At 74.5% G+C, this 21,545-nt stretch carries 3 protein-coding genes; all 3 read left to right on the top strand.

All coding sequences use genetic code 11. The features are described 5' to 3' along the window. The first annotated feature begins 13 nt into the window (after positions 1–13). Genes ACT2CW_RS06150 through ACT2CW_RS06140 form a run of 3 tightly spaced genes read left to right on the top strand, consistent with a single transcriptional unit; the run spans position 14 to position 21,495 of the window. On the top strand, positions 14–4,996 hold the full coding sequence (locus ACT2CW_RS06150; RefSeq protein ID WP_445515818.1) for a type I polyketide synthase: 4,983 nt from the start codon (positions 14–16) through the stop codon (positions 4,994–4,996). Positions 4,997–5,020: 24 nt separating this feature from the next. Beyond that, positions 5,021–15,190 (top strand): type I polyketide synthase, encoded by a 10,170-nt coding sequence (locus ACT2CW_RS06145; protein ID WP_445515817.1) that lies wholly within the window; start codon positions 5,021–5,023, stop codon positions 15,188–15,190. A gap of 38 nt (positions 15,191–15,228) precedes the next feature. Then, on the top strand, positions 15,229–21,495 hold the full coding sequence (locus ACT2CW_RS06140; protein ID WP_445515816.1) for a type I polyketide synthase: 6,267 nt from the start codon (positions 15,229–15,231) through the stop codon (positions 21,493–21,495). The last annotated feature ends 50 nt before the right edge of the window (positions 21,496–21,545 follow it).

Raw genomic sequence — 21,545 nt, 5'->3', positions numbered from 1 at the left:
GGAGCTGACGACCATGGACAACGAGAAGAAGCTGCGCGACTACCTCAAGCGGGCCACCGGCCATCTCCGCGCCGCCCACCGCCGGATCCAGGAGTTGCAGACCCCCGAGCCCATCGCCATCGTGGCGATGAACTGCCGCTACGCGGGCGACATCCGGTCCCCCGAGGACCTGTGGCAGGCCGTGGCCGAAGGCAGGGACGGCATGCGCGACTTCCCGGCCGACCGGGGGTGGGACCTGCCGAACCTCTTCGACCCGGACCCCGACCGCGAGGGCCGCACCTACGCCCGCCAGGGCGGGTTCCTCCAGGACGTGGACCAGTTCGACCCGGCGTTCTTCGGCATCTCGCCGCGCGAGGCCCTCACCATGGACCCGCAGCAGCGGCTGCTGCTGGAAGTGGTGTGGGAGACCTTCGAACGGGCCGGAATCGACCCGGGCACCCTGCGCGGCAGCGACACCGGCATCTTCATGGGCGCCACCGACTTCGACTACGCCCGCGGTCTGACCGAACTCCCCGAGGGGCTCGAAGGCCAGATGTCCATGGGCGCCTCGGGCGCCATCCTCTCCGGCCGGGTCGCCTACACCCTGGGCCTGGAGGGACCGGCCGTCACGGTCGACACCATGTGCTCGTCCTCGCTGGTGGCGCTGCACATGGCGTGCCAGGCGCTGCGCCAGGGCGACTGCTCGATGGCGCTCACCGGCGGCACCACCGTGATGTCCACGCCGAGCGGCTTCATCGAGTTCAGCCGCCAGCGGGCGCTGTCCACCTCCTCCCGCTGCCAGGCGTTCTCCTCGACGGCTGACGGCACCGCCTGGGGCGAGGGCGTCGGGGTGCTGCTGCTGGAACGGCTCTCGGACGCCCGCCGCAACGGCCACAAGGTGCTGGCCGTGGTGCGTGGCTCGGCCGTCAACCAGGACGGCGCCAGCAACGGCCTCACCGCGCCCAACGGCCGTGCCCAGCAGCGGGTGATCCGCCAGGCGCTGGCCAACGCCACCCTGTCCGGCACCGATGTGGACGTGGTCGAGGCACACGGCACGGGGACGTCGCTGGGCGACCCCATCGAGGCGAACGCCCTGCTGGCCACGTACGGCAGGAACCGCCCGGCCGACCGGCCACTCTGGCTGGGCTCGCTGAAGTCCAACATCGGCCACACGGCCGCCGCCGCGGGGGTCGGCGGTGTGATCAAGATGGTGCAGGCGATCCGCCACGGCGTGCTGCCCAGCACCCTGCACATCCAGGAGCCGTCGCCCAACGTGGACTGGACCTCGGGCGCCGTCGAACTGCTCACCGAGGCCCGGCCGTGGCCGGAGACCGGGCGGGTCCGCCGCGCCGGGGTGTCCGCCTTCGGAGCCAGCGGCACCAACGCCCACGCCATCATCGAGCAGGTCCCCGAGACCACCGCGCCCGCGGATACCTCGGCAGAGGGCGTGGCACCCGTAGGTGGCGCGGCGCTGCCATGGGTGCTGTCGGCCAAGACCGAGTCGGGTCTGCGCGGTCAGGCGGAGCGGCTGCTGGCGCGCCTCGCGGAGGGCCCGGAGCCGTCCCCGGCGGACGTGGGGTTCTCGCTGGCCACCACCCGCGCCCGCTTCGACCACCGCGCGGTGGTGGTCGGCGGCGGCGCCGAGGACTTCCGCGCCGGGCTGACGGCGCTCACCCGGGCCGAGCCCGGTGGCCTGGTGGTCCAGGGTGTGGCGGGCCACGCCGGGAAGCCGGTGTTCGTGTTCCCCGGGCAGGGGTCGCAGTGGGTGGGGATGGCGGTGGAGTTGCTGGATGCGTCGCCGGTGTTCGCGGGTCGGATCGCGGAGTGTGAGGCGGCGCTTTCGGGGTTTGTGGAGTGGTCGTTGGCGGATGTGCTGGGGGATGAGAGGGCGCTGGGGCGGGTGGATGTGGTGCAGCCGGCGTTGTGGGCGGTGATGGTGTCGTTGGCGGAGGTGTGGCGGGCGTGTGGTGTGACTCCCGCCGCTGTGGTGGGGCATTCGCAGGGGGAGATCGCGGCGGCGGTGGTCGCGGGTGCGCTGTCGCTGGAGGACGGGGCTCGGGTGGTGGCGTTGCGCTCGCAGGCCATCGCCCGTGGGCTGGCCGGACACGGCGGGATGATGTCCGTCTCGGAGGGTGCCGATCGGGTGCGCGAGCGCGTCACGGCCTGGGATGGGCGTATATCGGTGGCGGCGGTCAATGGCCCGGGTTCGATCGTGGTGTCCGGTGACCCGGAGGCGCTGCGTGAACTTCAGGCGGAGTGCGAGGCCGAGGACGTACGGGCGAAGCTGATCCCGGTGGACTACGCGTCCCACTCGGCCCATGTGGAGGCGCTCCGCGAGGAGTTGCTCGACCTGCTCGCCCCGATCCGCCCACGCACCTCGGACATCACCTTCCACTCCACGGTCACGGGCACACCCCTGGACACCACGGCTCTGGACGCCGGGTACTGGTACACCAATCTGCGCGAGACGGTCGAGCTGGAGTCGGCGGTGCGGGCTCTGTCGGCCGCGGGGTTCGGCACGTTCCTGGAGATGTCGCCGCATCCGGTGCTGAGCATGCCGCTCCAGGCGACCGCCGAGGACGCCGTGGTCGTGGGCTCGCTGCGCCGCGACGAGGGCGGTCCGGAGCGGTTCATCGCCTCGCTGGGCGAGGCGTTCGTCCGTGGGGTGGCCGTCGACTGGGCGGCGGTGTTCGCCGGGCTGGGCGCGTCCGTGGTGGACTTGCCCACGTACGCCTTCCAGCGACAGCGCTACTGGCTGGAGCGGCCCGTGGCGCAGGCGGCCGCCACCGGGGGCGACCCGGTGGACGCGGAGTTCTGGGACGCCGTCGAGCGCGAGGACCTGGCCGCGCTGACCGCCGCGCTGGAGGTGGACGCCGACGAGGAGCGGTCGTCGCTGCGGACCATGCTCCCGGCGCTGTCCTCCTGGCGGCGCGGCCGCCGCGAGCGGTCCGTACTCGACTCCTGGCGCTACCACGTCACCTGGAACCGGGTGCCGGACCCGGCGTCGGCGGCCCTGACCGGCACCTGGCTGCTCGCGGTCCCGGCCGGGAACCCCGTCGGAAACCTCGCCGGGAACCTCGTCGGACACCCCGCCGAGTACCCGGCTGGACACCCCGTCGGACACCCCGGCACCGAGCTCGTCGACGCCGTACGCGGTGGCCTGGAGACCCATGGCGCCACGGTCGTCACCGTCGAGGTGGCCGAGGCCGACCGCGCCGCGGTCGCCGCGCGGCTCGCCGAGGCCACCGCCGGGGGCGCCCCGGCCGGGGTGCTCTCGCTGCTCGGGCTCCCCGACGCACCGCACCCCGCCCACGCGGGCGTGCCCATGGGACTCGCGCTCACCCTCGCCCTCGTCCAGGCCCTCGGCGACACCGGGCTGGACGCCCCGCTGTGGCTGGCCACCCGCGGCGGCGTGTCCGTCGGCGGCACCGACGCCCTCGGCAGCCCCGCCCAGGCGGCCGTATGGGGGCTGGGCCGGGTCGCCGCCCTCGAACACCCCCAGCGCTGGGGCGGCATGGTCGACCTGCCGGACACCGTCGACGGCCGGGTGACGACCCGGCTGTGCGGTGTGCTCGCGGGCCGCGTCGAGGACGAGGACCAGCTGGCCCTGCGGCCGTCCGGGGTGTTCGTCCGGCGGCTGGTACGGGCCGCCGAGCACCGGGGCAGCGGACCCGCGTGGAACCCCGAGGGCACCGTGCTGCTCACCGGTGGCACCGGTGGCGTCGGAGCCCAGATCGCCCGCCGGCTGGCCCGGAGCGGTGCCGAACACCTCGTGCTCACCAGCCGCCGTGGCCCCGAGGCGCCCGGCGCGGACAAGCTCAAGGCCGAGCTGACCGAGCTCGGCGCCAAGGTCACCGTGGCCGCGTGCGATGTGGCCGACCGCGCCGCGCTGGCGGCGCTCGTACGGAAGGTGGAGGCCGAGGGCCCGCCGATCCGCTCCGTACTGCACATCGCCGGTGCCGGTGTGCTCGTCCCGCTCGCCGACACCGATCTGGCCGAGTTCGCGGACACGGCGGAGGCCAAGATCGCGGGCGCCGCGAACCTGGACGCCATCTTCGACCGCGACACGCTCGACTCCTTCGTGCTCTTCTCCTCCATCTCGGCCGTCTGGGGCAGTGGCGAACACGGCGCGTACGCCGCCGCCAACGCCTATCTCGACGGGCTCGCCGAGCACCGCCGGGCCCGTGGCCTCACCGCCACCTCGGTGGTGTGGGGCATCTGGAGCCCCGAGGAGGGCGGGATGGCCGCCAACCTCGCCGAGGAGCAACTGCGCGGCCGGGGCATCCCGTTCATGTCCCCCCGGCTTGCCATCGACGCGTTCTGGCAGGTGATGGAGCGGGACGAGACCGTGGTCGTGGTCGCCGACGTGGACTGGGAGCGGTTCGTCCCCGTCTTCACCTCGGCCCGGCCCAGCCCGCTCATCGGCCAGGTGCCCGACGTGGCGCGGATCCTCGCGGCCGACGCCGACACCCGGGCGGACACGACCGGCGAGTCCTCCTCGCTGCGCGACCGGCTGGCCGAGCTGGCCCCGGCGGACCGACAGGCGGCCGTGCTGTCGCTGGTGCGCTCGCAGATCGCCACCGTCCTCGGCTACTCCGGCCCCGAGGCCGTCGACGCCACGCGCGCCTTCCGCGAACTGGGCTTCGACTCCCTGAGCGCCGTCGACCTGCGCAACCGCCTGGGCACCGCCACCGGGCTCCGCTTCCCCGTCACCGTCGTCTTCGACTATCCGAGCGCGGAGGAGCTCGCCGGACACATCGGCGCCGAGCTCTTCCCCGACGACACCGCCGCCACCGACGCCACCGCCCTCGGCCCCGAAGAGGCCGACGTCCGCCGGGCGTTGACCTCCATCCCGCTGCTCCGGCTGCGCGAATCCGGACTGCTGGACGAGCTGCTGCGGCTGGCCGGTTCCCAGGACCCCGCCGGCGCACCGGCGGACGAGGAGCCCGCCGAGTCCATCGACGACCTGGACGTGGATGACCTCGTGCGCATGGCCTACGACAAGAACGACCTCTGACGAGACTCGACTGCGGAGCTGACAATGGCAAACCCAACCGACAAGATCGTTGGCGCGCTGCGGGAGTCTCTGAAGGAGACCGAACGGCTGCGCCGGGTCAACCAGCAACTCACCGCCGCCTCCCGGGAGCCCATCGCCATCGTGGCGATGAGCTGCCGCTACCCCGGAGATGTGCGTGGCCCCGAGGACCTGTGGGAGCTGGTCACCGGCGGGCGCGACGCCATCTCCGGATTCCCCGGCAACCGCGGCTGGGACCTGGAGAGCCTCTACGACCCGGACCCGGACCGGCAGGGCACCGTCTACGCCACCGAGGGCGGCTTCCTCCACGACGCCGACCAGTTCGATCCCGCCTTCTTCGGCATCTCGCCCCGCGAGGCCACCGTGATGGACCCGCAGCAGCGGCTGCTGCTGGAGACCTCCTGGGAGGCGTTCGAGCGCGCCGGAATCGACCCGGCGGCGCTGCGCGGCAGCAAGACCGGCGTCTTCGTGGGCGCCGCCTACCAGGGCTACATCCCCGACTGGCCCCATATGCCCGAGGGGTTGGAGGGCCACCTGGTCACGGGCATCTCCGCGAGCATCATGTCCGGCCGCGTCGCCTACACCCTGGGCCTGGAGGGCCCGGCCGTCACCATCGACACCGCCTGCTCGTCCTCGCTGGTCGCCCTCCACCTGGCCTGCCAGTCGCTGCGCCAGGGCGACTGCTCGCTCGCCCTCGCGGGCGGCGCCGCCGTGATGGGCGCCCCGATGGGGCTCATCGGCTTCGCCCGGCAGCGCGGACTGGCGCAGGACGGCCGCTGCAAGGCGTTCGCCGAGGGGGCCGACGGCATGGGCCTCGGCGAGGGCGTCGGCATGCTGCTGCTGGAACGCCTTTCGGACGCGCGGCGCAACGGCCACAAGGTGCTGGCCGTGGTGCGCGGCTCCGCCGTCAACCAGGACGGCGCCAGCAACGGCCTCACCGCCCCCAACGGCCGCTCCCAGCAGCGGGTGATCCGCCAGGCGCTCGCCAACGCCGCGCTCACGGCCGAGCAGATCGACGCGGTCGAGGCCCACGGCACCGGCACCCCGCTGGGCGACCCGATCGAGGCGGGCGCGCTGCTCGCCACGTACGGGAAGGACCGCGCGGCGGACCGGCCCGTGCTGATCGGCTCGCTGAAGTCCAACATCGGCCATCCGCAGGCCGCCGGTGGCGTCGGCGGTGTCATCAAGATGGTGCAGGCCATGCGCCACGGCCTGCTGCCCAGGACACTCCACGCCGAGGAGCGCTCCTCGCGGATCGACTGGTCGGCGGGGGCGGTGGAGCTGCTGACCGAGGCCCGGGAGTGGCCGCGCGGCGAGGAGCCCCGCCGGGCCGCCATCTCGGCCTTCGGGGCCAGTGGCACCAATGTGCACACCATCCTGGAGGAGGCGCCCGAGGAGGAGCCTTCGGAGACCGCGGCCGAGGGGGACGCCCCGGTGGGCGGGGGAGTGGTGCCGTGGGCCCTGTCGGCGAAGAGCGCGGCGGGTCTGCGGGCGCAGGCCGAGCGGCTGCTGACGCATGTGACCGCGCGCCCCGGGCTGTCCCCGGCCGACGTCGGCCACTCGCTCGCCACCACCCGTGGCCGTTTCGACCACCGAGCGCTGGTCCTGGGCGGCGACCGCGACGAGCTGATCGACGCACTGGGCGCACTGGCGTCGGGCGGCGAGTCCCCGCGTGTGGTGCGCGGCGAGGGGGTGATGGCCACCGACGCCCGTCCGGTGTTCGTGTTCCCCGGGCAGGGGTCGCAGTGGGTGGGGATGGCGGTGGAGTTGTTGGATGCGTCGCCGGTGTTCGCGGGTCGGTTGGCGGAGTGTGAGGCGGCGTTGTCGGGGTTTGTGGAGTGGTCGTTGGTGGATGTGCTGGGGGATGCGGAGGCGCTGGGGCGGGTTGATGTGGTGCAGCCGGCGTTGTGGGCGGTGATGGTGTCGTTGGCGGAGGTGTGGCGGGCGTGTGGGGTGGCGCCTGCTGCTGTGGTGGGGCATTCGCAGGGGGAGATCGCGGCGGCGGTGGTGGCGGGTGCGTTGTCGTTGGAGGACGGGGCGCGGGTGGTGGCTCTGCGGTCGCAGGCCATTGGACGTGGGCTGGCGGGGCGTGGCGGGATGATGTCCGTCTCGGAGGGTGCCGATCGGGTGCGCGAGCGCATCACGGCCTGGGATGGGCGTATATCGGTGGCGGCGGTCAATGGCCCCGGTTCGATCGTGGTGTCCGGTGATCCGGAGGCGCTGCGTGGACTCCAGGCGGAGTGCGAGGCCGAGGACGTACGGGCGAAGCTGATCCCGGTGGACTACGCCTCCCACTCGGCCCATGTCGAGGAGTTGCGCGATGAACTCCTCGACGTCCTGGCGCCGATCGCCCCGCGCCGCGCCGAGGTGCCGTTCTGCTCGACGGTCACCGGCGACACCATCGACACCACCGGACTCGACGCGGGGTACTGGTACACCAATCTGCGCGAGACGGTCGAGCTGGAGTCGGCGGTGCGGGCCCTGTCGGCCGCCGGGTTCGGCACGTTCCTGGAGATGTCGCCGCATCCGGTGCTGACGATGCCGCTCCAGGCGACCGCCGAGGACGCCGTGGTCGTGGGGTCGCTGCGGCGTGACGAGGGCGGTCCGGAGCGGTTCATCGCATCGCTGGGCGAGGCGTTCGTCCGTGGGGTGTCCGTCGACTGGGCGGCGGTGTGCGCCGGGTCCGCGGTCGTGGAGCTGCCCACGTACGCCTTCCAGCGGCAGCGCTACTGGCTCGAAGGCTCCTCCGCACCCGCCGAGGGCGCGGCGGTGGACGCGGACTTCTGGGACGCCGTGGAGCGCGAGGACCTGGCCACGTTGGCCGCCGCGTTGGAGGTGGACGCCGAGGAGTCGTCCCTGGCCATGGTGGTTCCGGCGCTGGCCGCGTGGCGCCGGGCGCGCCGCGAGCGGACCGTGCTCGACTCCTGGCGCTACCACGTCACCTGGAAGCCCCTAGGCGACGCCCTCACCTCCGCCCACGACCGTTCGTCGGCCGGTGCGACCTGGCTGATCGCCGCGCCCGCCGGAGCGCCGGAGGGCCCGCGCGTCGCGGAGGCGCTGCGGGAACGCGGCGCCCAGGTGCGGCTGGTGGAGCTGACCGAGGCCGACGCCGTACGCGAGGCGCTCGCCCGCGGACTCGGCGAGGCCACGGCCGACGCGCCGCCGACCGCGGTGCTCTCGCTCCTCGCGCTCGTCGAGGACCCGTACCGCGCGGGCACCGCGCAGCCGCTCGGCTTGGCCCTCAACCTCGCCCTGCTCCAGGCGCTCGGCGACACCGGGGCTGACGTCCCGGTGTGGTACGCCACGCGCGGCGCGGTGTCCGTGGGCCGCGCGGACGCGCTCGACCATCCGTTGCAGGCGCTCAGCTGGGGCCTGGGCCGGATCGCGGCCGTGGAGTACCCGCGGCGCCGGGGCGGTCTGGTGGATCTGCCCGGCACCCTCGACGACCGCGCCGTCGCGCGGCTGTGCGGTGTGCTCGCGGGCCGGCTGACCGACGAGGACCAGGTCGCGGTGCGCGCCTCCGGGGTCCATGGGCGCAGGCTGGTCAGGGCCCCGGCGGCACCGGCCGACGCCACCGCGCCGTGGCGGCCGCGTGGCACCGTGCTGGTCACCGGTGGCACCGGCGGCCTGGGCGCCCATGTGGCGCGCTGGCTGGCCCGGGGCGGCGCCGAACACCTGGTGCTCACCGGCCGCCGGGGCCCCGACGCCCCCGGGGCGGCCGAACTCGCCGACGAGATAAGGGAGTCGGGGGTCCGGGTGACCGTGGCCGCGTGCGATGTCGCCGACCGCGACGCGCTCGCCGACCTCCTCGCCACGCTGGACGCGGACGAGGCACCGCTCGACGCGGTCGTCCACACCGCGGGCGTCCTGGACGACGGGGTGCTCGACACCCTCACCCCCGAGCGCGCCGACGGGGTGCTGCGCCCGAAGGTGGACGCGGCACTCCATCTGCACGAGCTCACCCGTGACCGCGAGCTGTCCGCCTTCGTGCTCTTCTCCTCCTTCGCGGGCACGCTCGGCGGCCCCGGCCAGGGCAGCTACGCGGCCGCCAACGCCTTCCTCGACGCGCTCGCACACGCCCGCCGCGCCCAGGGCCTCCCCGCCACCTCCGTGGCCTGGGGCGCGTGGTCCGGCGGCGGGCTGGTGGACGAGGCCGTGCAGGCGCGGCTGCGCGCCACCGGTATGCCCGCGATGGCGCCCGACCTGGCGATCGCCGCCCTCCAGCGTGCCCTGGACGTGGCCGACACCCATGTGGCCGTGGCCGATGTCGAGTGGGACCGGCTCATCGCCGCCACCCCCTCCCTCGACGGGGCCGCCGTGCTCGGCGAACTCCCCGACGCCCGGCGGGCGGAAGCAGCGGCCGCCACCACGGGCGAGGACGACACCCCGCTGGCCCAGCGGCTGGCCGGGCTGTCGCCGCAGGAGGCCGAGGAGGCGCTGGCCGACCTCGTCAGCACCGAAGTGGCCGCCGCGCTCGGCTACGCCGACACCGCGGCGGTCGAGGCCGGGCGCGCCTTCCGCGAGCTGGGCTTCGACTCGCTGACCGCCGTCGATCTGCGCAACCGGCTGAACGCGGCCACCGGGCTGCGGCTGCCGGTCACCCTCGTCTTCGACTACCCGACCGTCACCGCGCTGGCCCGCTTCCTGCTCGCCGAGAGCGGCGCCGATGAAGCCGCGGCCACCGCCCCGGCGGGCCCGGTGCCCGCCACCGTCGCGGTGGACGACGACCCCATCGCCATCGTGGCCATGAGCTGCCGCCTCCCCGGCGGGGTGACCACCCCCGAGGAGCTGTGGCGGCTGCTGATGGACGGCCGGGACGCCATCTCGGACTTCCCCACCGACCGCGGCTGGGACATCGAGGGCCACTACGACCCCGACCCCGACAAGCCGGGCACGTTCTACGCCACCGGCGGTGGCTTCCTCCACCAGGCCGACCACTTCGACCCCGAGTTCTTCGGGATCTCGCCGCGCGAGGCGCTCGCCATCGACCCCCAGCAGCGGCTGCTGCTCGAGACCAGCTGGGAGACGTTCGAGCGGGCCGGGATCGACCCGGTCTCGGTGAAGGGCACCCAGGCCGGGGTCTTCATCGGCGCCAGCTACAACGACTACGGCTCGCGCTTCACCCGCGCGCCCGAGGAGTTCGAGGGCTACCTCGCCACCGGCAGCGCCAGCAGTGTGGCGTCCGGGCGCATCTCGTACACCTTCGGCCTCGAAGGGCCCGCGGTCACCGTGGACACCGCCTGCTCGTCCTCGCTGGTCGCCCTCCACCAGGCGGCCCAGGCGCTGCGCCAGGGGGAGTGCTCGCTGGCGCTCGCGGGCGGCGTCGTGGTGATGTCCACGCTCGACACCTTCATCGAGTTCAGCAGGCAGCGGGCCATGGCCCCCGACGGCCGCTGCAAGGCGTTCTCGGCGGACGCCGACGGCGCCGGATGGGCCGAGGGCGTCGGCATGCTGCTGCTGGAGCGGCTGTCCGACGCGCGGGCCAACGGCCATGAGGTGCTGGCGCTGATGCGTGGCTCGGCCGTCAACCAGGACGGTGCCAGCAACGGCCTCACCGCCCCCAATGGCCCCTCCCAGCAGCGGGTGATCCGCCAGGCGCTGGCCGGTGCGGGCCTGTCGGCCGCCGATGTGGACGCGGTCGAGACCCATGGCACCGGCACCCGGCTCGGCGACCCCATCGAGGCGCAGGCCCTGATGGCCACCTACGGCCAGGGGCGGGACGCCGACCGGCCGCTGTGGCTCGGCGCGCTGAAGTCCAACATCGGCCACACCCAGGCGGCTTCGGGTGTCGCCGGGATCATCAAGACGGTGCTGGCGCTGCGCCACGGCGTGCTGCCGAAGACCCTGCACGCCGATGAGCGCTCGCCCGACGTGGACTGGTCGGCCGGTGCGGTGGAGCTGCTGACCGAGGCCCGGGAGTGGCCCGAGACGGGACGGCCGCGGCGCGCGGGCGTGTCCGCCTTCGGCGTCAGCGGCACGAACGTCCATGTGGTGCTGGAGCAGGGCCCCGAGGACACCGCGCCGGTGGCCGGGCGGACGGTCGACTCGGACGTGGTGCCGTGGGTGCTCTCCGCGCGCGGCGAGACCGCGCTGCGGGCGCAGGCCGGACGGCTGCGCGCCCATCTGGAGGAGCGGCCGGAGCTGCGCCCGGTGGACGTCGGCTACGCGCTGGCGACGGGCCGCTCGGCCTTCGGCCACCGCGCCGTGGTCGTCGGCGGCGAGCGGGCGGAACTGCTGCGGGGTCTCGCGGAACTCGCCTCGGGGACGGCGCCGGAGACAGTCGCCGACACCACCGGTAAGACCGCCTTCCTGTTCACCGGGCAGGGCGCCCAACGGCTCTGCATGGGACGGGAGTTGTACGACGCGTTCCCGGTGTTCGCGGCGGCGTTCGACGCGGTCTGCGCCGAGCTGGACCGTCATCTGGACGGCTCGGTGCGGGAGGTGGTGTTCGGCGAGGACGCGGAGCCGCTGAACCGGACCGTGTTCACCCAGACCGCGCTGTTCGCCCTCGAAGTGGCGCTGTACCGGCTGGTGGAGTCCTGGGGCGTGACCGCGGACTTCCTGGTCGGCCACTCGGTGGGCGAGCTGGCTGCCGCCCATGTGGCCGGGGTGTTCTCGCTGGAGGACGCGTGTGCGCTGGTGGCGGCCCGGGGCCGGCTGATGCAGGCGCTGCCGGAAGGCGGTGCGATGGTGTCGCTCCGGGCGGCCGAGGCCGATGTGCTGCCGCATCTCGAAGGCCACGAGGACCGGGTGAGCGTGGCGGCGGTCAACGGGCCGCGGGCGACCGTCATATCGGGCGACGAGGACACCGTCCTGCGGATCGCGGAGGCGACCGGGGCCAAGAGCAAGCGGCTCACGGTGTCCCACGCCTTCCACTCGCCGCTGATGGACGCCATGCTCGCCGAGTTCGGCACGGTGGCCGCCGGCATCGGCTACTCCGCGCCGCGCATCGCGGTGGTCTCCAACGTCACCGGTGAGGCGGCGGGCGAGGAGCTGTGCTCGCCCGAGTACTGGGTGCGCCACGTCCGCCGGGCGGTGCGCTTCGGGGACGGCATCCGCTTCCTCGCCGAGCGGAATGTGACCCGCTTCGTGGAGATCGGCCCCGCGGGTGTGCTCTCCGCCATGGGCCAGGAGTGCCTGGCAGAGACGGAGACCGGGACCGACATCGCCGCCGCGTTCGTCCCGCTGCTGCGCAAGGACCGCGGCGAGGCCGAGTCGCTGCTGGCCGGGGTGGGCCGGGTGCACGCCCACGGCGGCGCGGTGGACTGGGAGAAGGTGTTCGCGGGCCGTGGCGCCCGCCGGGTGGAGCTGCCCACGTACGCCTTCCAGCGGCAGCGCTACTGGCTGGACGCGCCCGCCACCGTGGGCGACGTGGCCTCGGCCGGCCTCGGCGCCGCCGGGCATCCGCTGCTGGGCGCGGCCGTCGAACTCGCCGACAGCGACGGCCTGGTGCTCACCGGGCGGCTGTCCACGCGCGGCCAGCCCTGGCTGGCCGACCACGCGGTCTCCGGTGTGGTCCTCTTCCCGGGCACCGCCTTCCTGGAGCTCGCCGTCCAGGCCGGTGACCGAGTGGGCTGCGACCGGGTCGACGAGCTGACCCTCCAGGCGCCGCTCATCCTCCCCGAGCGCGGCGCCGTCACCCTCCAGCTGGTGGTGGAACCGCCCGAGGAGGACGGCCGCCGCGCCCTGAACGTCTACTCCCGCCCCGAGGACGCGGACGGCGAGCCGTCGTGGACCCGGCACGCCACGGGTGTGCTGGCGGCCGGTGCCGCCGAGGGCTCGTACGACCTGGGCGGGGCGTGGCCGCCGCCGGGTGCCGAGCCGATCGGGGTCGAGGACCTGTACGAGCGGTTCGCGGCGGGCGGCTTCGGCTACGGCCCGTCGTTCCAGGGGCTGCGGGCGGCCTGGCTGCGTGGCGACGAGGTGTTCGCCGAGGTACGGCTGGCGCAGGAGCAGCAGTCCGCCGCCACCGCCTACGGACTGCACCCCGCCCTGCTGGACGCCGCGCTGCACACCATCGCGCTCGGCCCGATGCTCCGGGCGGGCGAGGGCCGGTTGCCGTTCTCCTGGACCGGAGTGACGCTGCACGCCTCCGGGGCCGGTGAGGTACGGGTGCGGCTCACGCCGAGCGGCACCGACACGGTGGCCCTGACCGTGGCGGACACCGTCGGACGGCCGGTGGCCACCGTCGAATCCCTGGTGCTGCGCAAGCGGCCCGAGCGGCTCGGCGACGCCGCCACCGGCGGCGACTCGCTCTACCGGCTCGACTGGGTGGCCGCCGACACCTCGACGGCGACGCCCGAACAGCCCTCCGGACACTGGGCCCTGCTCGGCGACGACGACTTCAAGCTGGTCGGACTCGATGTGCGCGCATACCCCGGCCTGGAGGCGTTGCCCGCCGACCCGGCCGCCGTGCCCGCCACCGTACTGGTGCCCTGCGCACCGGAGCCCCAGGGCGTGGCCGACGCCGTACGGGCCGCGACCCACCGGGCGCTGACGCTGCTCCGGGCCTGGCTGACCGAGGACCGGTTCGCCGACTCCCGCCTGGTGTTCATCACCCGGGGCGCGGTGGCCACCACACCCGGCGCCGACGTATCGGATCTGGCGCACGCCGCCGTCTGGGGCCTGGTGCGCTCCGCGCAGTCGGAGAACCCGGACCGGTTCGTGCTCGTCGACCTCGACGAGCACGAGGAGTCGGCGCTCGCCCTGCCGACCGCGCTCGCCCTGGACGAGCCCCAGCTCGCCGTGCGCCAGGGCGACATCGCGGTGGCCAGGCTCGCCGCCACCCCCGTCCCCGACACCGCCCCGCGCCCCTGGGACCCCGAGGGCACGGTGCTGGTCACCGGGGCCACCGGCACCATCGGCGGGGTCATCGCCCGCCATCTGGTGGCCGAGGGCGGAGTGCGGCATCTGCTGCTCACGAGCCGCCGTGGCCCGGACGCCGAGGGCGCGGCCGAACTCCGCGCGGAGCTGGCCGAGTTGGGCGCCCAGGTCACCCTCGCCGCCTGCGATGTGGCCGACCGTGAGGCGCTGGCCGCGCTGCTGGCCACCGTCCCCGCCGCACATCCGCTGACCGCCGTCGTGCACACGGCGGGCGTCCTGGACGACGGTGTGGTCTCCTCGCTCACCCCCGAGCGGCTGGACACGGTGCTGCGGCCCAAGGTCGACGCCGCGCTCACCCTGCACGAGCTGACCCGCGACCTGGACCTGTCCGCGCTCGTCCTCTTCTCCTCCATCGCCGGCACCTTCGGCGGAATGGGCCAGGGCAACTACGCGGCGGCCAACGCCTTCCTCGACGCCTTCGCCCAGCACTGCCGCGCCCAGGGCCGGCCCGTCCAGTCACACGCGTGGGGCCTGTGGGCCCAGCGCAGCGAGATGACCGGCAAGCTGGAGGGGGCCGATCTGAACCGGCTGGCGCGCGGCGGCATCGTCCCGTTCTCCTCGGAGGACGGCGCGGGGCTCTTCGACGCCGCACGCGCCGTGGACGCGGCCGTCGTGCTGCCGATGCGGCTGGACACCGCGCAGCTCGGGGCACGGCCCGGTGACGTACCGGCGCTGCTGCGCGGTCTGGTGAGGGCCGCGCCCGCCACCAGGCCCGCCCGGCGGACAGCCGCCGGAGCCGGAGCCGGAGCGGGGGCCGGGGTCGCGTCCGCGCGGCCCGAGGGGCTCAAGCAGCATCTGACGAGCCTGCCGGAGGCCGAGCGCGGCCGGTTCCTGCTGGACCTGGTCCGCACGACCGTGGCCGGGGTGCTGGGCTTCGAGTCGGTGGCGGCCGTCGAGGCGGAGCGCGGTCTGCTGGACCTCGGCTTCGACTCGCTCACCGCCGTCGAGCTCCGCAACCAGCTCGGCAAGGCCACCGGCCGGCGCCTGCCGGTGACGCTGCTCTTCGACTACCCCACCTCCAGCGCGATCGCCACGTATCTGGAGGCGGAAATCGCCCCGGAGGCCTTCACCGCCGCGTCGATGACCTTCCCGGAACTCGACGCCCTGGAAAGCAACCTGGCCAAGGTCGCCGCCGACGACGAGGCGCGCGACACCCTCGCCTCGCGCCTGCAAGACCTGCTGGTACGGCTCGGCCAGGGCCCGGAGGACGCGGAGGACGCGGTCGCCGGCCGCATCGACGCCGCCTCGGACGACGAGATCTTCGACTTCATCGAGAACGAACTCGGCCTGTAGTGCACGGAGTTGGAATTCACAGAGATGGGCGGTAAACGGTGAGCGAGGCAAAGCTCCGCGACTACCTCAAGCGAGTGACCACGGATCTGCACCGCACTCGCCAGCGCCTCCAGGAGGCCGAGGCAAAGGACCACGAGCCCATCGCCATCGTCGGGATGGCCTGCCGCTATCCCGGTGGCGTGGCCTCGCCTGAGGATCTGTGGGAGCTGGTGGCGAACGGCCGTGACGCGGTCACCGAGTTCCCCGCCGACCGGGGCTGGGACCTGGAGGCCCTCTACGACCCGGACCCGGACAAGCCGGGGACGAGCTATGCGCGCGAAGGCGGCTTCGTCACCGACGCCGACCACTTCGACCCCGCGTTCTTCGGCATCTCCCCGCGCGAGGCCCTCGCCATGGACCCGCAGCAGCGGCTGCTGCTGGAGACCGCGTGGGAGGCCATGGAGCGGGCCGGGGTCGACCCGGCCACGCTGCGCGGCAGCCGCACCGGGGTCTTCGCGGGCGTGATGTACCAGGACTACGCGACCCGGCTGCGCCAGGTGCCGGACGATGTCGAGGGGTACGTGGGCAGCGGTGGCTCCGGCAGCATCGCCTCCGGCCGTATCGCTTACACCTTCGGTCTCGAAGGGCCCGCGGTCACCGTGGACACCGCCTGCTCGTCCTCGCTGGTGGCCCTGCACCTCGCCGCGCAGGCGCTGCGCCGGGGGGAGTGCTCCCTGGCCCTGGTCGGCGGGTCGATGGTGATGTCCACACCGGTGGCCTTCGTGGACTTCAGCCGCCAGCGCGGGCTCGCCTCCGACGGCCGCTGCAAGGCGTTCGCCGCCTCCGCCGACGGCACCGGCTGGGGCGAGGGCGTGGGCATGCTGCTCGTGGAGCGGCTGTCGGACGCGCGGCGCAACGGCCACCAGGTGCTCGCGGTCGTCACGGGCTCCGCCACCAACCAGGACGGCGCCAGCAGCGGGCTCACCGCCCCCAACGGCCCCTCGCAGCAGCGGGTCATCCGGCAAGCGCTGGCCGACGCCGGGCTCACCGCGGCCGATGTGGACGCGGTCGAAGCACACGGCACCGGTACCCCGCTCGGCGACCCCATCGAGGCGGGCGCGCTGCTCGCCACCTACGGCCAGGACCGTCCCGAGGACCGGCCGCTGTGGCTCGGCTCGCTGAAGTCCAACATCGGCCACACCCAGGCCGCCGCGGGCGTCGGCGGGGTCATCAAGACGGTGCTGGCGCTGCGCCACGGTGTGCTGCCCAAGACCCTGCACGCCGAGGAGCCCACGCCCAACGTGGACTGGGAGTCGGGCGCGGTACGGCTGCTGGCCGAGGCCCGGCCGTGGCCCGAACCGGAGGCCGAGCGGCCGCGCCGCGCCGCCGTGTCCGCCTTCGGCTTCAGCGGCACCAACGCCCATGTGATCCTGGAGCAGGCCCCCGCCGAGGACGCCGCGGACGAAGCGCCCGCGGACACCGCCGACGAAACACCCGGGGACACCGCGCCCGCCACCGTGTCGTCCGACCTGGTGCCGTGGCCGCTGTCCGGGCGGACCGAGGAGGCCCTGCGGGCCCAGGCCGCACGGCTGCGGTCCTACGTGGCGGGCGCGCCCGAGCCGTCCCCCGTGGACATCGGCTACTCGCTGGCGCTCACCCGTGCCGCCTTCGCCCACCGCGCGGTGGTCGTGGGCGCGAGCCGTGCCGAACTGCTCGCCGAACTCGACCAGTTGGCCTCCGGTGTCACCTCCGGCGCGGTGGCCGGTGCGGGCAAGACGGCGTTCCTGTTCACCGGGCAGGGCGCACAGCGGCTCGGCATGGGACGCGCCCTGCACACCGCCTTCCCGGTCTTCGCCGCCGCGTTCGACGCCGTCTGCGCCGGGCTCGACCGCCACCTGGACGGCCACGCGGGGCACGCGGTGCGGGACGTGGTCTTCGGCGAGGACGCCGAACTGCTCGACCGGACCCTCTACACCCAGGCCGGTCTCTTCGCCACCGAGGTGGCGCTGTACCGGCTGCTGGAGTCCTGGGGCGTGACGGCGGACTTCCTGGTCGGCCACTCGGTGGGCGAGCTGGCGGCGGCCCATGTGGCGGGCGTGTTCTCGCTGGAGGACGCGTGTGCGCTGGTGGCGGCCCGGGGCCGGCTGATGGACGCGCTGCCCGCCGGAGGCGCGATGGTCTCGCTCCAGACCGGCGAGGCCGAGGTGCTGCCCCATCTGGCGGGCGAGGAGGGCCAGGTGTCCCTGGGCGCGCTCAACGGCCCGGCGGCCACCGTGATCTCCGGCGAGGAGAAGGCCGTCCTGCGGATCGCGGACGCGGTCGGCGTGAAGAGCAAGCGGCTGCGGATCGGCATCGCGGCCCATTCGCCGCTGATGGACCCCATGCTGGAGGAGTTCGCCAAGGTCGCCGGCGAGCTGACCTACCACACCCCCCGGATCGCGGTGGTGTCCAATGTGACCGGTGAGGCGGTGGCCGAGGAGCTGTGCTCGCCCGAGTACTGGGTGCGCCATGTGCGGCAGCCGGTGCGGTTCCAGGACGGGGTGCGGTTCCTCGAGGACCGGGGCGTGACCCGCTATGTGGAGGTCGGCCCGTCCGGTGTGCTGTCCGTGCTGGGGCAGGAGTGCGTCGCCGACCCCGACGCCGCCGCGTTCGTCACCCTGCTGCACAAGGACCGCGGCGAGGCCGAGTCGCTGCTGGCCGGGGTGGGCCGGGTGCACGCCCACGGCGGCGCGGTGGACTGGGAGAAGGTGTTCGCGGGCCGTGGCGCCCGCCGGGTGGAGCTGCCCACGTACGCCTTCCAGCGGCAGCGCTACTGGCTCGACGGCTCGGACCGGGCGGGCGATGTGACCTCGGCGGGTCTTGGCCCGGCCGGGCATCCGCTGCTGGGCGCGGCCGTCGAACTCGCCGACACCGACGGCCTGCTGCTCACCGGACGGCTGTCCCTGGCCGCCCAGCCCTGGCTGGCCGACCACGCCGTCTCCGGCACGGTCCTCTTCCCCGGCACCGCGTTCCTCGAACTCGCGATCCAGGCCGGTGACCAGGTCGGCTGCGACCAGGTCGAGGAGCTGACCCTCCAGGCGCCGCTGATCCTCCCCGCGCGTGGCGCGCTCACCCTCCGGGTGACGGTCGGCGAACCCGACGAGAGCGGACGGCGCCCGCTGAACGTCCACACCCGCCCCGAGGGCGCCGGGTTCGGCGAGCCGTGGACCCCGCACGCCACCGGCACGCTCGCCACCGCCACCCCGGATGCCCCCGCCGAGCTCACCGCGTGGCCTCCGCCGGACGCCACCGAACTCGACGTCAGCGACATGTACGAGCGGTACGCGGCGGGCGGCTTCGGCTACGGCCCGGCCTTCCGGGGCCTGCGCGCCGCCTGGCTGCGCGGCGACGAGGTGTTCGCCGAGGTGCGGCTGGCCCAGGAGCAGCGGCCGGCCGCCGCCGGGTACGGGATCCACCCGGCCCTGCTCGACGCCTCCCTGCACGGCATCGCCCTCGGCACCCTCTTCGCCGGGGAGGACCCCGAGACGGCGCAGGGGCGGCTGCCGTTCTCCTGGACCGGGGTGTCGCTGCACGCCGCCGGTGCCGACGAGGTGCGGGTGCGGATCTCCCCGGCCGGGGACGACACCGTGGCGCTCGCGGTGGCCGACCCCACCGGCCGCCCGGTGGCCACCGTCGAGGGCCTGCTGCTGCGGAAGATGACCGGCGATCAGCTCAGTGGCGCCCGCGCCGCGAGCAGCGAGTCGCTGTTCCAGCTCGACTGGCCCGCGCTCGCGGGCTCCGATCGGCCCACCCCGCTGACCCGGGCCGCGCTGGTCGGCGACGACGGTCTTGAGGTGACGGAGAGCCTCTTCGCGGCCGGGGTCCACCTGGAGTCGTATGTGGACCTGGAGTCGCTGGGCGCGGCCGTCGACGCCGGTACGGCCGCCCCCGCGGCGGTCCTGGTGTCCTGCGCCGCCGGGCCCGGCGCCCCGGCCGACGCCGTACGGGACTCCCTGCGCACCGCCCTGGAGCTGGCCCAGACCTGGTCGGCCGACGAGCGGTTCGCCGACTCGCGGCTGGTGTTCGTCACCCGGGGCGCGGTGGCCACCGCGCCCGGCGCGGAGGTCACCGATCTGCCGGGCGCCGCCGTCTGGGGCCTGGTGCGCTCGGCGCAGTCGGAGAACCCCGACCGGTTCACCCTGGTCGACCTCGACGAGCACGAGGAGTCCGTACGGGCCCTCCCGGCGGTCCTCCCCTCCGGGGAGCCGCAGCTCGCGCTGCGCGCCGGACAGCCGCACACCCCGCGGCTCGCCCGCGCCCAGGGCGCCACCGGCGCCACCCGTCCGCTGGACCCCGAGGGCACCGTGCTGATCACCGGCGCCACCGGTACGCTCGGCGGGCTGCTCGCCCGCCACCTGGTGACCCACCACGGCGTCCGCCATCTGCTGCTGACCAGCCGCCGGGGACCGGCCGCCGAGGGGGCCGGGCGGCTGCGCGAGGAGCTGACCGGGCTCGGCGCGACCGTGACCGTGGCGGCGTGCGACACCGCCGACCGGGACGCCGTGGCCGCCCTGGTGGCCCAGGTGCCCGCCGACCACCCGCTCACCGGGGTGTTCCACACCGCCGGGGTGCTGGACGACGGGGTGCTCTCCTCGCTCACCCCCGAACGGCTGGACACGGTGCTGCGGCCCAAGGCCGACGCCGCGCTCCATCTCCACGAGGCCACCCGGGAGCTGGACCTGGCCGCGTTCGTGCTCTTCTCCTCGGCCGCCGGGGTGCTCGGCGGCGCGGGCCAGGGCAACTACGCGGCCGCCAACGGCTTCCTCGACGCCTTCGCCCAGGCCCGCCGGGCCCAGGGGCTGCCCGCCCACTCCCTCGCCTGGGGGCTGTGGGCGCCGACCAGCGCGATGACCGGCACGGCGGACACGGCCGGGGCCGCCCGCTCGGGCGTGGCCGCGCTCTCCTCGGAGCAGGGCATGGAACTGCTCGACACCGCCCTCGCCCTGGACACCCCGCTGCTGATCCCGATGCGGATCGACCTCGCGGCGCTGCGTGCGGGCGCCGGTTCCGGTTCGGTGCCGCTGCTGCTGCGCGGGCTGGTGCGGACACCGGCGCGCCGGGCGGGCGCGACCACCCGCGGCGGCTCGCCGGGCGGCGGCTCCGCGCTGCGGGAACGGCTCGCCGCGCTGCCCGAGGCCGAACAGGACGCCGTGCTGGTGGAGTTGGTGTGCGCGCAGGTGGCCACCGTGCTCGGCCACCCGGACCCGTCCGCCATCGGCCCGGCCCATGAGTTCGTGGACTCCGGCTTCGACTCGCTCACCGCGGTCGAACTGCGCAACCGGCTGAACGCGGCCACCGGGCTGAGGCTGCCCGCCACCCTCGTCTTCGACCACGAGACGCCCGCCGATCTGGCCGCCCGGCTCCGCTCCGAACTGGCCGCGGCCCGGCAGTCGGGCCCGTCCGAGCAGGCGCCCGCGGGCGCGGCGCCCGCCGCGGCGGGGGAGTCCACCACGCTGAGCACGCTGTACACCGAGGCGTTCGAGACCGGGAAATGGAAGGAAATCTTCGACCTGCTGCACGCCACGGCGGCGCTGCGGCCCCGGTTCGGCGCCGCCTCCGACCTGGAGAAGCTGCCGATGCCGGTCCGGCTCAGCAAGGGCCCGGCCGAGCAGCACCTGTTCTGCTTCTCCTCGTGCCTGGCGGTCGCGGGCATCCACCAGTACGCGCGGTTCGCGGCCTCGCTGCGGGGCCGACGCGATGTGTCGGCACTCGCGCTGCCGGGCTTCGGCCGCGGTGAGCCCCTTCCGGAGACGGCGGACGCGGTGGTGGCCGCGCAGGCAGAGGCGGTGGCGAAGGCCGCCGACGGGCAGCCCATCGTGCTCCTGGGCTCCTCGGCCGGTGGCTGGTTCGCCCACGCGGCGGCGGGACATCTGGAGCGGATGGGCATCCGGCCGACCGCGGTGGTCCTGGTGGACACCTACGTGCCCAAGAGCAGCATCCTCAACCAGTTCGGGCTCTCGCTCATGGACGGGATGACCGAGCGCGAGGGCGTGTTCGTCACCATGGACGACGCCCGGCTGTCGGCCATGGGCTGGTATCTCAACCTCTTCGGCGCCTGGGACCCCGAGCCGATCGAGACCCCGACCCTCCTGGTGCGCGCGCTGGAGCCGCTGTCCACCGGTTCGCTGAAGCTGGAGGAGCTGCCCGACTGGCGGTCCTTCTGGGAGCTGCCGCACGACATCGTCGATGTGCGCGGCAACCACTTCACCATGATGGAGGACCACTCCCTCCCCACCGCCCAGGCCATCGAGGACTGGCTGGAGCGCCTTCCGCGCGACGGCGCCTGACCCGCCAGGACATCCCGTAGAGGCGCCCTCCCCGCATCGCGAAAGGAACG

The sequence above is a fragment of the Streptomyces sp. NEAU-174 genome, assembly GCF_052665095.1.
Note: the sequence above shows the minus strand (reverse complement) of the source record. Positions and strands in the feature narration are given on the sequence as shown.

Bases quoted from the DNA above. Each gene is read 5' to 3' on its own strand.
- ACT2CW_RS06150 (WP_445515818.1), top strand. From the start codon at position 14: ATGGACAACGAGAAGAAGCTGCGCGACTACCTCAAGCGGGCCACCGGC.
- ACT2CW_RS06145 (WP_445515817.1), top strand. From the start codon at position 5,021: ATGGCAAACCCAACCGACAAGATCGTTGGCGCGCTGCGGGAGTCTCTG.